General features: G+C 72.8%; 16 protein-coding genes. 6 read left to right on the top strand and 10 right to left on the bottom strand.

The genetic code is table 11. The annotated features are described in order from the left end of the window. Positions 1-60: 60 nt before the first annotated feature. The 10 genes from ACZ6TD_RS03855 to ACZ6TD_RS03810 form a co-directional block, all read right to left on the bottom strand. Positions 61-1,512: an FAD-binding oxidoreductase gene (locus tag ACZ6TD_RS03855; RefSeq protein WP_471350464.1), complete on the bottom strand. Its 1,452-nt coding sequence runs from the start codon at positions 1,510-1,512 to the stop codon at positions 61-63. Beyond that, a complete protein-coding gene (locus ACZ6TD_RS03850) occupies positions 1,509-2,684 on the bottom strand; it encodes an acyl-CoA dehydrogenase family protein (RefSeq protein WP_471350462.1) in 1,176 nt (391 codons plus the stop codon). The genes ACZ6TD_RS03855 and ACZ6TD_RS03850 overlap by 4 nt, the downstream gene beginning before the upstream one ends. Continuing rightward, positions 2,681-3,721: an ABC transporter substrate-binding protein gene (locus ACZ6TD_RS03845; RefSeq protein ID WP_471350459.1), complete on the bottom strand. Its 1,041-nt coding sequence runs from the start codon at positions 3,719-3,721 to the stop codon at positions 2,681-2,683. Before ACZ6TD_RS03845 ends, ACZ6TD_RS03850 begins: the two co-directional genes overlap by 4 nt. A 50-nt stretch (positions 3,722-3,771) precedes the next feature. After that, entirely contained in the window at positions 3,772-4,872 is a 1,101-nt protein-coding gene (locus tag ACZ6TD_RS03840; RefSeq protein WP_471350456.1) for an LLM class flavin-dependent oxidoreductase, read from the bottom strand. Between the two features lie 8 nt (positions 4,873-4,880). Beyond that, positions 4,881-5,909 carry an ABC transporter substrate-binding protein gene (locus ACZ6TD_RS03835; RefSeq protein ID WP_471350453.1) on the bottom strand — a complete coding sequence of 343 codons (1,029 nt, stop codon included), beginning with the start codon at positions 5,907-5,909 and terminating at the stop codon, positions 4,881-4,883. Continuing rightward, positions 5,906-6,643 (bottom strand): ABC transporter ATP-binding protein, encoded by a 738-nt coding sequence (locus tag ACZ6TD_RS03830; protein ID WP_471350450.1) that lies wholly within the window; start codon positions 6,641-6,643, stop codon positions 5,906-5,908. The genes ACZ6TD_RS03835 and ACZ6TD_RS03830 overlap by 4 nt, the downstream gene beginning before the upstream one ends. Positions 6,644-6,648: 5 nt before the next feature. Continuing rightward, positions 6,649-7,572 (bottom strand): ABC transporter permease, encoded by a 924-nt coding sequence (locus ACZ6TD_RS03825; protein ID WP_471350447.1) that lies wholly within the window; start codon positions 7,570-7,572, stop codon positions 6,649-6,651. A gap of 50 nt (positions 7,573-7,622) precedes the next feature. Further along, entirely contained in the window at positions 7,623-8,474 is an 852-nt protein-coding gene (locus ACZ6TD_RS03820) for a sulfurtransferase (protein WP_471350442.1), read from the bottom strand. Continuing rightward, positions 8,471-9,214, bottom strand: coding sequence for an alpha/beta hydrolase (locus tag ACZ6TD_RS03815; protein ID WP_471350439.1), 744 nt, complete (start codon positions 9,212-9,214; stop codon positions 8,471-8,473). Before ACZ6TD_RS03815 ends, ACZ6TD_RS03820 begins: the two co-directional genes overlap by 4 nt. A gap of 190 nt (positions 9,215-9,404) precedes the next feature. Then, positions 9,405-9,566: a hypothetical protein gene (locus ACZ6TD_RS03810; protein WP_471350436.1), complete on the bottom strand. Its 162-nt coding sequence runs from the start codon at positions 9,564-9,566 to the stop codon at positions 9,405-9,407. Positions 9,567-9,663: 97 nt separating this feature from the next. Here ACZ6TD_RS03810 and ACZ6TD_RS03805 point away from each other — a divergent pair, with 97 nt between their 5' ends. The 6 genes from ACZ6TD_RS03805 to ACZ6TD_RS03780 all read left to right on the top strand — a co-directional run bounded on the left by ACZ6TD_RS03805 (position 9,664) and on the right by ACZ6TD_RS03780 (position 13,980). Beyond that, complete coding sequence (locus tag ACZ6TD_RS03805; RefSeq protein ID WP_471350433.1) at positions 9,664-10,563, top strand: LysR family transcriptional regulator; 900 nt, start codon at positions 9,664-9,666, stop codon at positions 10,561-10,563. Positions 10,564-11,327: 764 nt separating this feature from the next. Further along, on the top strand, positions 11,328-11,474 hold the full coding sequence (locus tag ACZ6TD_RS03800) for a hypothetical protein (RefSeq protein WP_471350428.1): 147 nt from the start codon (positions 11,328-11,330) through the stop codon (positions 11,472-11,474). Then, positions 11,471-12,022: a GNAT family N-acetyltransferase gene (locus tag ACZ6TD_RS03795; RefSeq protein WP_471350426.1), complete on the top strand. Its 552-nt coding sequence runs from the start codon at positions 11,471-11,473 to the stop codon at positions 12,020-12,022. The genes ACZ6TD_RS03800 and ACZ6TD_RS03795 overlap by 4 nt, the downstream gene beginning before the upstream one ends. Before the next feature lie 104 nt (positions 12,023-12,126). Continuing rightward, the gene (locus tag ACZ6TD_RS03790) at positions 12,127-12,363 is read left to right on the top strand and encodes a hypothetical protein (protein WP_471350423.1); all 237 of its coding nucleotides are present in this window, start codon (positions 12,127-12,129) and stop codon (positions 12,361-12,363) included. 223 nt (positions 12,364-12,586) lie between these two features. Further along, positions 12,587-12,694 (top strand): putative leader peptide, encoded by a 108-nt coding sequence (locus ACZ6TD_RS03785; protein WP_471350417.1) that lies wholly within the window; start codon positions 12,587-12,589, stop codon positions 12,692-12,694. A 32-nt stretch (positions 12,695-12,726) separates the two neighbouring features. Next, positions 12,727-13,980, top strand: coding sequence for an LLM class flavin-dependent oxidoreductase (locus tag ACZ6TD_RS03780; RefSeq protein WP_471350414.1), 1,254 nt, complete (start codon positions 12,727-12,729; stop codon positions 13,978-13,980). The last annotated feature ends 3 nt before the right edge of the window (positions 13,981-13,983 follow it).

Below are 13,983 nucleotides of genomic sequence, written 5' to 3'. Positions count from 1 at the left end.
GGAGGGGGATACAAGGACCGGTGCCGGTCGTCGACACCACGGCCCCGGCCACGGTTGATCTCATAGCGCCTTGCCCGGGTTGAGGATGCCGTGCGGATCGAAGGCCGCCTTGAGGCGCCTCTGGAGCGCGTACTGGTCCGGGCCGAGCTCGTCGCCGAGCCAGCGCCGCTTGAGCGTGCCCACGCCGTGTTCGCCGGTGAGCGTGCCACCGAGGCGGAGCGCGGCCGTGAAGATGTCGCCCGCCGCCCGCCAGGCGGCGTCCGGGACGGCGGGGAGGGCCGGGTCGAGGACGAGAATGGGGTGGAGGTTGCCGTCGGCGGCATGGGCGAAGGTGAAGATCCGCACCCCGTGCCGGTCCGCCGCGGCGTCGATCTCCCGTACGGCGGCTGCCAGTTGGTTCCTGGGGACGGCGATGTCCTCGATCAGCGGACGGCCCAGCCGCTCCAGCGAGGGCAGGGCGAGCCGACGCGCCGCGAGCAGCCGTTCCGCCTCGGCCGGATCCTTGGTGACCTCGACCGAGTCGGCCCGTCCGCGCAGTTGCCGTACCGCCGCGTCGGCCTCGGCGGCCGCGCCGCGCCCGTCGCATTGCAAGAGCAGCAGGGCGCCGCCGCGCGACCGCAGATCCGTGCCCTGAGCGTCGTCCACCGCGCCCAGCACGGGGCCGTCGAGCAATTCGGCCATGGCGGGCTCGATCCGGGCGGCGGTGAGCGCGGAGACGGCCTCGGCTCCTTCGGCGAAGCCGGCGAAGTACGCGGCGACCGTGACGGTCTCCTCCGGTACCGGGCGCAGCCGCACGGTCGCGGCGGTGATCACGCCCAGGGTGCCCTCGGAGCCGGTGAGCAGGCCCGTCAGGTCGTAGCCGGTGACGCCCTTGACGGTGCGCCGGCCGGTCCGTATCGGCGTCCCGTCCGCCAGCAGCACGTCCAGGCCCAGGACGGCGTCCCTGGTCACCCCGTACTTGGCGCAGCGCAGACCGCCGGCGTTGGTCGCGATGTTCCCGCCGATGGTCGAGATCGCCGCGCTCGCCGGGTCGGGCGCGTAGCGCAGCCCGAACTCTCCCGCCGCACGGTCCAGGTCGGCGGTGATCACCCCGGGCTCGACGACGGCGATCTGCTCCTCGGGGCTCAGCTCCAGGATCCGGTTCATGCCGGAGAGGTCGAGGACGACACTGCCCGCCCCCGCGCTCGCGCCGCCGGACAGCCCCGTCCCCGCCCCGCGCGGCACGACCGGCACCCGCAGGGCGTGCGCGTGCCGCAGCGCGGTCCTGAGGTGCTCGGTGCGCGTGGCGTGCACCACCGCGAGCGGGAGGCCCGCCGGGCGGCTTCCGGAGCGGTCGGTGGCATAGGGGCCGGTGGCCTCGGGGCCGGTGCCCAGTGTGCCGTCGGGCAGTTCGCGGCGCAGCGCCGCCAGTAGCGCGGTGGCACCCGCGTCACCGGCGTCCGTGCCACCGCCGCCCGTGACATCGGTACCCCTGTGCCCGGTCGTACCGGAGCGGGACAACGGGATGGTCATGCCTTCCCCTCGCTGTGTGTGCCGAGCGCCGCCGCGCCGATGGCGAGCAGTGCCGTGTCCTCCTGCGGGGCGTGCACCGGGGCGCACTGGACGTCCCTGAAGTGGCGCTCCAGCGGGTTGTCGCGGGACAGCCCCGGATTGCCCAGCAGCCGCAGCCCCAGGGCGACCGCCTCGGTGGCATGCCGGTCCGCCAGGACGCGGGCTCCCAGGGCATGTTCGGGGGTGTACGAGCCGTCGGCCGCGTCCACTCGCTCCGCGCCCCCGAACACCAGCTGCTCGGCCGAGTCCAGCCGCAGCGCGATCTCACCGGCCACGCGCCGGAAGCGCTCCGTACGGGCCACCGGGTGGCCGAGGTTGCCGGGGACCCGTTCGTGGGCGAAGCGGTGGACGTAACCCTGGGCGGCCCGCGCCACACCCAAGTACAGGGCGGCCAGCGGGAGATGGAGGGCCGCGCCCGCGCGGTTGTCCTGCTCTGCCGCGGCGCCGTGCTCGGTCAGGTCGATGACGTTCCCCGCGGGGATCTCGACGTCGCGCAGCGCGATGTCATGGCTGCCGCTGGCACGCAGCCCCAGGTGGTTCCAGCGGTGGGTGATCTCGATCCCGGGCGCGGTGCCGGGCACCACGAACGTCCCGACCCGTGGCGTGGGCTCGTCCGTGGTGGCCCACACCAGCAGCCAGTCCAGTCCCTCCATACCGGTCGCGAAGCGCTTGTGGCCGCTGAGTGCCCAGCCGTGCGCCGTGCGCCGGGCCACCGTCGCGGGCAGCCCGCCCCGCGCGGGCGAGCCGAGTCCGGGCTCGACCCGGACGTGGTTGAGCAGCACCGGCCGCGAAGCGGCCTCGGCCACCACCTGTCCGTACAGCTCCTCCGGCCAGTGCGGACGCACGGCCTGGCGCCGGTGGATCGAAAGGCTCATCGCGGTGATCAGCGCCACCGACGGATCACCCTCCCCGAGCGCGTGCAGGATGCGCGCCGTGGCCGCCACCTGGAGTGCGGGGCCCCCGTACCGCTCGCCGACGGTGGCGGTGAGCAGCCCGGCCTGGTGCGCGGTGCGGATCCCCTCGGCCGGAAACGTACCCTCGCGGTCGTAACGGGCGGCGGTCGTGGCGAGCCGCCGCGTCACGGAGGCCAGTGAGCAGAGATCCGGGACGGGCAGCGCGAGCTCAGCGGTCATGAGGCGAGCGCCTTCCGAAGCCGCGGGCTCAGCCGGTCGCTCCAGAAATCGGTCACCGTCAGCTTCCGCTTCACCGCCCCGAGCACGCCGAAGGCGTCGGCGACCTTCTGCTCGGAGGCGGCGGCCCGGGCGCTCACCGGCCGGATCCCGGTCCTGCGCTGGGCCTCTCCTGCCGTGAACTCCTCCAGTGCCTGATCCACCGGCTGGTGGGTGGCGGCGGCGATGACCTTCGCGTACTCCTTCTGGCGTCCGTCGCGCACATAGGCGTACGCCTTGTCGATACGGGCCAGCAGATCCGCCAGTGCCCTGCGCTCGGCCGCGCTGCCGAGGGTGTTCTCGGAGGCGGTCCACAGGAAGTTGCCGGAGAGGATGTCCTTGCCGGAACCGATGGTGCGGGCGCCCCGCTGGTGGGCGGTGATGACCGCGTTGCCGTATCCGGCGAAAGCATCGATGGAACCGCCGTTCAGCGCGGCGATCCCCTTGTCGGGATCCAGCGGGGCGGCCTCGATGTCGTCCCAGTCGAGCCCGGCTCGCTTCAGCAGCTCGTAGAGGAAGTAGTGGGCGGTGGTGTTCTTGACGTAGCCGACCTTCTTGCCCCGCAGTTGCGACATCGAGCTGACGGCGGACCCCTTGGGGGCCACCACCTCCTGGTTGAGGGTGTTGCCGCGCTCCACGGCGACGACCTTGAAGTTCGGCTTGCCGTCGGCCGCCGCGAAGACCGGCGGGATCTCGCTGGAGCTCGCCACGTCCAGCGCACCGGCGCGCACCGCCTCCAGTTGCCTGTCGCCGCCCTGGAACAGGCTCCACTTCACCTGATACGGAGTGTCGTCCAGGTGCGCGAACTTCAGCAGCGCCTCCTCCTTCTTCCAGCCGGTCGCACCGACCCGCAGAGTGACCGAGGAGCCTTTCCCGCCCCCGTCCGCTCCCGCGGAGCCCCCACAGGCGCTCAGTGCACCGGCGGCCAGCGCCACGACGGCGGCGAGAGCGGTACGGGCGCGGGCGCGCCGGAAACGGGAGCGGGCCGGTGGCCTGGACATGGGAGGAATGCCTTTCACGAGGGGAACGAGGAGGAGACGGCGGCGGGGCGTCAGGCGGCCGAGGTGGCGGCGCGGTGCGCCAGCTCCTGACGGACCAGCGGCAGGACATGACGCCCGTAGTCGATGGCGTCGTTGAGCGGGTCGTAGCCGCGGATGGACAGCAGCTCGCAGCCGATGTCGACGTAGTCGAGCAGCGCCTTGGCGACCGTCTCCGGAGAGCCGACCAGCGCCGTGGAGGCACCGGCGGCATTGGTGGCCGCGGCGGGCGCGGTCCACAGGCAGCGGTCGTGCACCTCGCCGCGCTCGGCGACGGCCAGCAGCCGCTGTGATCCGACGTTGGCCGGGGTGCCCCGGCCGACCGCCGGGTAGTGCCGGCGCTCGGCCCGCTCGGCGTGGTTGGCCTTGACGGCGCCCAGGGTGCGGTGGGCCTTCTCCCAGGCCAGCTCGTCGGTGGGGGCGATGATCGGCCGGAAGGACACCCAGATGCGGGGCCGGGGCCGGCCCGCGGCGTCGGCGTACGCGTTCACCGAGGCGATCTGCTCGGCGGTCTCCTTCAGCGGTTCGCCCCACAGCCCGAAGATGTCGCCCTGCTGCCCACCCACCCGGTAGGCGTCCTCGGAGGAACCGCCCACCGAGATGGGGATGGTGCCGTGGTACGGGGTGACGTCGGAGCGGAAGCCCTCGAAGCGGTAGTACGAGCCCTCGTGGGAGATCGGGCCGTCGGCCTCCCACACTCCGCGCAGGATGCGGATGTACTCGTCCGAGCGGGCGTACCGCTCGCTCTTGCTCAGGTAGTCGCCCTCGCGGCGCTGCTCCTCGTCGTTGCCGCCGGAGATGATGTGCACCACCAGCCGTCCGGCGCTGATCCGGTCCAACGTGGCCAGTGCGCGGGCCGCGTGGGTGGGGAAGACCACCCCGGGGCGGTGGGCGAGGACCGGCTTGATGCGCTCGGTGTGATGCGCGACGAACTGGGCCAGTTGCAGTGCGTCCGGGGAGGCCGAGTGGTAGGTGACGAGGGTGTAGTCGAAGCCGCCGTCGTCCAGGGCTCGGGCGTAGCGGCGGGCGTAGTCCACATCGATTCCGGAACCCGCGGTGGGGTCGCCCTCGGTGGCGGGGTTGGGGTGGACGGCGCTGATGAACTCGACGGGCATGGCTGCGGTCACTCCTTGACGAGGCTGGTGTCGGCGTGGTCGGCGAGGATCGGCCTGGGGGTGAGGACACCGATGTCGTGCATGGTGTCGCCGACCTTCTGCACGGACCGGATCACCGGCTCGTTCACCGGCAGCAGCTCGCTGTTGGCCTGGTCGACCAGGGCCTTGGCGACCGTGGCCGAGGCTCCGCCTGTGCGCTGGATGGCCTCGGCGTACTCCGCGGGGTGCCGACGGGACCAGGCCAGCGCCTTGTCCAGGCGGCGCAGATAGTCGGTGATGGCCTTCTTCTTCGCCGGGACCTCAAGGGCCTTCTCGGAGGCTCCGATGAAGCCGTAGCCGCTCACCCGCCCGTTCGCCCCGTTGACCAGGAGACGGCCCCCGTGCTGCTCGGCCACGGTCTTGTACACGCCGAACGTGGCCCAGACCTCGACCTTGCCGGAGGTGAAGGCGGCCTGGGCGTCGGTGGGCAGCAGATACTGGACATGGACGTCGGAGTAGCTCAGCCCCGCCTGCTCCAGCGCGTGCGCCAGCAGATACTCGGCGATGGACCCCTTGGCCGAGGAGACCACGACCTTCTTCCCCTTGAGGTCCTTGACATCGCGCACCGGTGAGCCTTTCCGGACCACGATCCCGGTGTGGGTGCCGTCGTTGTGCAGCGCCCCGACGGCCTTCACCCGCACTCCGCCGGAGAGTGCCTGGAGCGTGGGCAGATCGGCGGCGTACGAGGTGTCGGCGGCCCCGGCCTGCACGGCTTGGAACAGCGGTGCGGCGCCCTCGAACTCGGCCCACTTCACCTTGTACGGCGTTCCCTCGAGGGCACCCGAGGCGTCGAACAGCGTCTTCAGGTTCTTGGCCTGGTCACCGAGGGTCAGTGTCACCTTCGACGGATCGGTCTCGGACGCTGCCTGGCTGTCCCCCGCGCACGCACTGGTGGCGAGGAGGGCGGTCAGCGACAGCGCGGCGCCGAGCGCGCGCGCCGTGGCCGTGGCCCTGCGGTTTCCGGTGTGCGGGCGGTTCATGCGGTGCGTGTGGTTCATGCGGTCACCTCTTCTCGATGGCGCGAATGCGCCGAGGCGTCGTCGACGCCCAGCCGTCGCAGGAGTTCGCCGCGCAGCGCCACGAAGTCGGGGGATCCGAGGTCACGCGGGCGTGCGAGGCCCACCTCCGCCTCGTAGGCGATCCGCCCGCCGTCCATCACCAGCACTCGGTCGGCCAGCAGCAGCGCTTCCTCGACGTCGTGGGTGACCAGGAGGATCGAGCAGCCGTGCCGCCGCCACAGATCGGCCACCAGCCGCTGCGCCCTGCCTCGGGTGAGCGCGTCGAGCGCGCCGAACGGCTCGTCCAGCAGCAGCAGTTCGGGTTCGCGCACCAGCGCACGGGCCAGGGAGACGCGTTGGGCCTGACCGCCGGAGAGCGTCCGGGGCCAGGCACCCGCGTACTCCTCGATGCCGACCTCGGCCAGGTAGCGCCCGGCGAGCGCGCGGTCTCCGGCCGGCAGACCGAGCACCACGTTGTGCCACACCCGCAGCCACGGCATCAGCCGCGGCGACTGGAAGGCCACCGAGCGCCGCTCGGGGACGTCCACCTCGCCCTCGGTCTCGCTGTCCAGCCCGGCGAGGATCCTCAGCAACGTCGACTTTCCGCAGCCGCTCTGGCCGAGCAGGGCCACGAACTCACCCTCACGGATGGTGATGTCGAGCCCGTCGAGCACCGTCTTGTCGCCGAAGGCGCGGGTCAGTCCGCGGACCTCCACACTGTTCGTGCCGTTCACCGGTGTCACGCTCCCTCCCCGTCGAACGAGGCCCGCCAGTCCAGCAGCCGCCGGGACAGCAGCCGCACCGCGAAGTCGCACAGCAGCCCCAGCACCGCGTACACGGCCAGGCACAGGACGATGACGTCCGTCTGGAAGTACTGCTGGGCGTTGCTCATCAGATAGCCGATACCGGCGTCCGCGTTGACCTGCTCGGCGAAGACCAGGGCCAGCCACGCGGTGGACAGCGCGTACCGCAGCCCCACCAGCGCCCCGGGCAGCGCGGACGGCAGGATCACGTACCGGATCAGCCCGATGCGGCCCAGGCCCACCATCCGCCCGGCCTCGATCAGCTGTGCGTCGGCGGACCGGATGCCGCCGTAGATGTTGAAGTACAGCGGGTAGGTGACACCGAGCGCCACCAGCGCGATCTTCGGTGTCTCGTCGATGCCGAACCAGACGATGAACAGCGGGATCAGGCCCACCCAGGGAATCGCCCGGAACATGCCCATGGACGCGTCGATGACGTCCTCGCCCAGCCGGAACAGACCGGCGGTGAGCGACAGGGTGAGCGCCACGGCCGCGCCGATGAGGAAGCCGAGGGCCGCGCGTCGGCCGGAGGCGGCGATGGCCTGCGGCAGCTCGCCGGTGCCGATGAGGTCCGCACCGCGCCGCACGACGTCGACGGGGGAGGCCAGCACGGACTCGGGGAGCACCCCCGTGGCGGCGGCCAGGAACCAGAGCAGCAGCAGACCGGCCGGCCCGGAGGCCCGTCGCACCCCGCGCGGGACCCGGAGGCGGGGCCGGGTGCGCGGGGCGGTGGGGCGGGACGCCCGCACCGCGGTGGACTCGGCGGGCGGCGTGGGGTCCTTCGGCGCACCGGGGGAGGGTGGCGCGGAGGCGTGCGGGGGCGGTGAGGCCCCGGACACGGGGGAGTGCGAGGAGGGCATGGTGCGGCCTCTCGGTCGGGAAGTGTTCGGGAGGGTGGAAGGGTGGCGGATCAGCCCGGCTGCGCTCCCACCGCCGCCGGGCGGTCGGTGTCGGCGGACCAGGCGGACCAGGAGCCGGGGTAGAGCGCGGCCGTGATGCCGACGCGGGCCAGGGCCGCGACCGTGTGGGCGGCCGTGACGCCGGAGCCGCAGTAGACACCGACCTCCGTCGTGCCGTCGGCGCCCAGCGCGGCGAAGCGCCGCGCGAGTTCCCCCACCTCGTGAAACGTGCCGTCCGGCGCCAGGTGGTCGCCCGTCGGGGCGGACCGGGCGCCGGGAATGTGCCCCGCACGAGGATCGACCGGTTCGGTCTCGCCCCGGTATCGCTCGGCCGCCCGCGCGTCCAGCAGGACGCCGGTACGCGCCACCTCGGCCGCCGCGTCGGCGTCCAGGACCGGCAGCCGCCCCGCGCTGAGCAGGACGTCCCCCTCCGCCGGCGGGGCGGGCTCGCCCGTTTCCACGGGCAGTCCGGCCGCGCGCCACGCGGCCAGCGCCCCGTCCAGCAGCGAGACTCGTTCGACCCCGGCCCAGCGCAGCAGCCACCAGGCTCGAGCGGCGGCGGTGTTGCCGTTGTCGTCGTACACCACCACCGGCCGGTCGGTGGTGAGTCCCCAGCGGCGCGCGGACCGCTGCAAGGTGGCGGGATCCGGCAGCGGATGGCGGCCGCCGGCCGGAGTCGGCGGAGCGGCCAGTTCGGTGTCCAGGTCGACGTAAGCCGCGCCCGGGATGTGCCCGGCGCGGTAGTGCTCATGGCCGTGCGGATCGCCGAGCCGCCACCGTACGTCCAGGACGACGGGCGCCGGACCACCGTGGAACAGCCGGGAGTAGAGCTCGGCCGGAGTGGTGAGGACGGGGGCGGTCACGCGAGGGCCTCCGGCACGGCGATGGGCGCCAGGCCGGGATCCAGCCGCAGCCGCTCCAGGAAGAGGACCACCGTGGCGGCGGCGGTGCGGTGGGTCACGTCGTTGAGGACGTCGTGCCGGGTACCGGCCAGACTCACCAGCTCCGCGCCGGGCAGCCCGCGGAACACGCGGCGGACCTCAGCGAGCGGGCTGACGGTGTCCTCGGCACCGTGCAGCCCGAGTACGGGAACGGAGATCCCCGCCAGCGTGTCCAGCGTGGGCGACTCCAGCGTCGGCGGGCCCGCCAGGGCGCCGCGCCGGAACGCGGAGTCGGCGGTCAGCCTGCCCCGATGCGTCGGGCAGGCGGTGCGCAGCTCCAACTCATCCTCCCAGCCCCGGGCGGCCGTTTCGGCGGGGTGCGGCCCGGTCGGCAGCCCGGCGAGAATCAGCGCGTCCAGCCCGGAGGCGTCGAGGGCGGCGAGCCGCGCCGCGTGGGAGGCCCCGGTGTCGGAGCCGACCAGTACGCGGGGGCCCGGGAGCGTTTCGTCGCGCACCAGCTTGGTGGCCGCCTCGGCGACGGCCTCCGGGTCGGAGGAGGCGTCTCCCAGGGCGCGCACGCGATAGCCGTCGGCGGAGATCCGGCGGCCGAACCGCTCGTACACACCGCCGTGTTCACCCCGTCCGGGGAGGAGCACGAGCGTGCCGCGCGGGGCGATTCCCGCTGGTTCGTCCCAGGAGTGGACAGGCTGAGCAGAGGACATGAGAACTCGATTCATCGACAGCGGCGCCCGCCCGCACGCACGAGGAGATGGAGCGGCCGTGCGGGTGCGGAGGTGCGGAGGGGAAACGAAGAAGCGCAGGCGGGAAACGCCTGCCGACGCGCAAGCGCGGAGGGATCAACGGGCGGCGGCGAGCGGGCGACGGCGGCGAGCGCGCCGGGAAAGCGTTGAGTCAGCGACAGCGCATGGCGCCGGTGCGGCCGAAGTCGACCACGCGCCGCCGGGTCAGCCGGGCGCCCATGGCACGGCACACCGCCGGTCCGGCGGCCGATGGCCCGGATCCGGTGCGGTGGGTGCGCGGCCCGCGGGCCGCCACGAACGCTGTACGCGGCATGACCTCAGGATGCACGAGGTCGGAGTCGGCCGTCCAACGATGATTTGCCATCAAAACTGATCGTGATTTCCGATCGATCGGTTGCTAGCCTGCACACATGCGACCGGTATTGGACATCGTGGCGTTGCGCAGTCTCATTGCCGTCGCCGACTACGGAGGCTTCCACCGCGCCGCCGGCGCACTCGCCCTCAGCCAGTCCACCGTCAGTCAGCACATCCGGCGGCTGGAGAAGTCCCTCGGCCGCCCCATCGTCGAACGTGACGGCAGGAAGACCCGGTTCACCCCCCACGGCACCCGGCTGCTGGAAGAGGCCCAGCAGATCGTCGGCGCACATGACGCGGCCCTCCGTCGGCTCATGGGGGAGGACCCGGCCGGCGCGGCCCCCGTCATCATCGGCGCCACCGAACACGGCGCCGACCAGATCCTGCCCGTCCTGACCGCGGCCGTACGCGACACCCGGCCCGGCGCCGAGGTCCGGGTGCGCATCGACCGCTCGGCGCGGCTGACGGATGCCGTCGCACGTGGTGAACTCGACCTCGCCGTCTACGTCACCGAGGCGGCGTCCGCCCCGGGGACCCCGGTGGGCGAACTCCCCCTGCGCTGGTACGCCGCTCCCGGCTGGGAACCACCCGCCGCACCCGCCCCCTTGCCCCTGGTGGCCATCAGCGATCCCTGCGTGATCCGCCGCCGCGCCCTGACCGCCCTCGCCTCCCACCACACGGCCGCCACCGTGGTCGCCGAGGCCGGATACCTCGCGGGGGTGCTGGACGCGGCCCGCGCCGGACTCGGCGCGGCCCTGCTCGCCGTACCCGGCGGTCCGTACCCCGATGGCCTCACGCCACGCCACGACCTCCCCGCCGTTCCCCCGGTCGGCCTCAGCGCCCGAGCCCGCGGCGGCTGCGACCCCTCCCTGGCCGGGGCCACCGTCGAGGCGGTACGAGCCCTGCTCGGCTTCCGCGCGATGGACACCGCGGAGACTCCGTCCAGCGTCATGTAACGCGAACATGGCAGCCGTACGAAGTCGTCATTGCCGGCTCTCGGGGCAGATCGGCAAGCTGCCCTTCAAGGTCAAGTGGGCCAATATCAGTGGCGGTCCGCAGTGCTCCGAGGCGTTCCGCGCGCATTCGCTGGGTCTGTGCTCGGCGGCGGAGATCCCGTCGATACACGCCCTTCCGTCTCGTGGGTGATCAGCAGGATGGCCAGATCGTTGGCCGACTGGAAGACCGTCCCTGCGCGATGTTCAGGCCGACTTCATGGAGCACCGGCCGCGTGGCGGGCCGGCCCCGAGCGGGAGTGAGGTCAGTGAGAGAAACAGGCGGCACTGGTGATCATCGTGTGATCGACCGTGCGGCGGCGCGTGCGGAGAAGAGTCCGCGACATGGGATGGGGTGGGATGCTCACGCCGCTGTCTGCCGAGGTCAACAGCGGACCGCATGGTGAGATGCGCGGTGTGCCCGGCGGCCGTCCACCGTTCCGCATGCTGGTCGTCGCTTGACCAGTACACGAACGCCGGTGTTGGGTGGCGCCCATGGCCTCCACGCTTCTGGTGCACCGCCACCACGTCGACCTCGGTCGAGTGGTGAGCGCGCAGTGTTGTTGAGGCATTGACGGCTGCCCGCCGGGCGCCTTCTCCTTTCTGTTTCTCGCCTGTGATCCGTCTGCCCGTACGGGGCCGCACTTCCGTGCGCCGTGGGGCATGACGGCGCGTCAACTTGTTCGCGTCGGCGTGGCAGCGCCACCGCACCTCATGAGGAAACCACCGTGACCGACACGTTCCCGCGGGAGCTACGCCAAGCCCTCGCCGAGACCTCCGCACCACTGCTCGCCGGAGCGGACGCCCTGCCGTACCTCGACGACCGCTCCGGAGCGGCCGACGCCCGGGCACCGCACCCGGGGGCGACCCGATGAGCCATACGCCCACCCCCACCGCCGCACCCGCCCCCGCGCTCGCCCCGGGCGGGCCCGTCCGCTGGACGGCACTCGGCTGGGACGACCCGGCCGCCGCCGAGCTGCGAGCCCTGATGGACGCGGAGATCAAGCCCCGCTATGCCGCCTTCGGGCCGCGTCCGCATCTGCCGCCCCCGCCCACCGCCGACGAGATAGCCGTCACCTGGATCGCCTTCACCGGCTCCGGCGAACCCGTCGCCACCGCCTCACTGCGCGCGCTGCCCGGCGACCGGTGGGAGATCAAGCGCGTCTTCGTCCGTGCCGACCACCGTGGCCGCGGGCTGGCCGCGGCGGCGCTGGCGGCCGTCGAGGCGTCCGCGGCCGAACGGGGCGTCGCGGAACTGATGTTGCAGACGGGTGTCCGGCAGCCGGAGGCCGCCGCCCTCTACGCACGCGAGGGCTGGTACCGCATACCGCCCTATCCGCCCTACTCCCGCGATCCGTACAGTGTCTGCTTCGCCAAACGGCTGCCCGCCACCGGCGGTGCGGAGCGGGAGAGCCATGCGTGACCCCCGGCGTCTCGCCGCCGTCGCGGCGGTTGGCATGTCGGTGCCTCCTTTCAGACGGGAACGGGGGTGTGGCTTAGCCGTTCCCGCAGGGACGGCACCACCTCGTGTGCGATCAGCTCCAGCACCCGCACAATCTGGTCAAAACTCGGCGCACCCGACTGCACCTGGCCTCGTACGGCGTGACGGTGGCCCCGGGCAGCCCCTGCCACAGCGGCGCCCCGGCCCCGGCCCATGTGCGGATCGCCATCAGCCGGCTGCCCGAGGAGCCGGCGCCGGTCCGGGAACTCGCGGCCTTGGTGTCCGCCGCGGCCACCGGGGCGACCTGGGAGGAGTTCGACTGACGCCCGCCCCGCCGCGGTCGGCCCGCGCCGTTGTCAGGACGCGCGTCAGTGAGGTCGGCGAGGTCGCCCACACTTTCGTCGGATACGCATGGGCGTCGAGGAATACGCCGGAGCCCCGTCCGAGTTGACGATTGCGTGAGGTCACCGGCCTCACGTAGCGTTCCGAGATATCAGCCAGGGCCCGAAGGCCCGTCGGGAACGGGAGGCGATGGTGGCGCGACCGATGACCGTTACCTGCCCGCCGGCTCCGGTCCTGGGCAAGGGCGTCCGCCTGTACTCCCGGCACCACATCGACCTGCTGCGCGTGGCCGGCGCGCTCTGTCGCCGCTGACCTGATCACCTCGAGGACACCGCGCCCTCCCGATGAGGGGCGGTGATCACCCATGGCCGACCAGGGAGGCGCCCTCCGTGTCCGAGTTCTCATCCACACCCTTGCACCTCGCCGTCGCTCTCGACGGGGCGGGCTGGCATCCGGCCGCATGGCGCGAGCCGCAGGCCCGGCCCCGGGAGCTGTTCGACCCGGCGTACTGGACCGATCTCGTCACCGAGGCCGAGCGCGGGCTGCTCGACTTCGTGACCTTCGAGGACGGGCTCTCGCTCCAGTCCTCGCACCGCACCGAGCCCGACGGCCGCATCGACCAGGTGCGCGGGCGGCTGGACGCGGTGCTCATCGCCTCCCGGGTCGCACCGCTGACCCGGCACATCGGGCTGGTGCCGACCGTCGTCGCCACCCACACCGAGCCGTTCCACATCTCCAAGGCGATCGCCACCCTGGACTACGTCAGCACCGGCCGTGCGGGGTTGCGGATCCGGGTGTCCAGGCGGCGCCACGAGGCGGAACACTTCGGCCGCCGCACCATCCCGCGCTTCGGCCCCGAGGATCTGGACACCCCGGTGGTCCGGGAGCTGACCGCCGAGCTCTTCGAGGAGGCCGCCGACTACATCGAGGTGGTACGCCGCCTCTGGGACAGTTGGGAGGACGATGCCGAGATCCGGGACGTCGCCACCGGACGCTTCATCGACCGCGACAAGCTCCACTACATCGACTTCGAGGGCAGGCACTTCAGCGTCAAGGGCCCCTCGATCACCCCCAGGCCGCCCCAGGGACAGCCGGTCATCAGCGCCCTGGCCCATCAGAGCGTGCCCTACCAACTGGTGGCCGGCTCCACCGACATCGGCTACATCACCCCGCACGACACGGACCAGGCCCGCGCCACCATCGCCGAGGTCCGCGCCGCCCAGGCCGCGGCGGGCCGCGCGGAGGAGCCCTTGCACCTCTTCGGCGACCTGGTGGTGTTCCTCGACGAAGAACCCGGTGCCGCGGCCGCCCGACGGGAGCGCCTGGACGCCCTCGCGGGCCACCCGTACACCAGCGACGCCAAGGTGTTCACCGGTACCCCCGCACAGCTCGCGGATCTGCTTCTGACCTGGCAGCGGACCGGACTGTCGGGCTTCCGGCTGCGCCCCGGTGTGATCGGCCACGACCTCGAGGCGATCACCCGCGGCCTGGTGCCCGAACTCCAGCGCCGCGGCGCCTTCCGCCGGTCCTACGAGGCCGGCACCCTGCGCGGGCTGCTGGGCCTCGCCCGCCCCGCCAACCGCTACGCCACCGCCTGAGCC

It is taken from the genome of Streptomyces yongxingensis, assembly GCF_055597465.1.
Note: the sequence above shows the minus strand (reverse complement) of the source record. Positions and strands in the feature narration are given on the sequence as shown.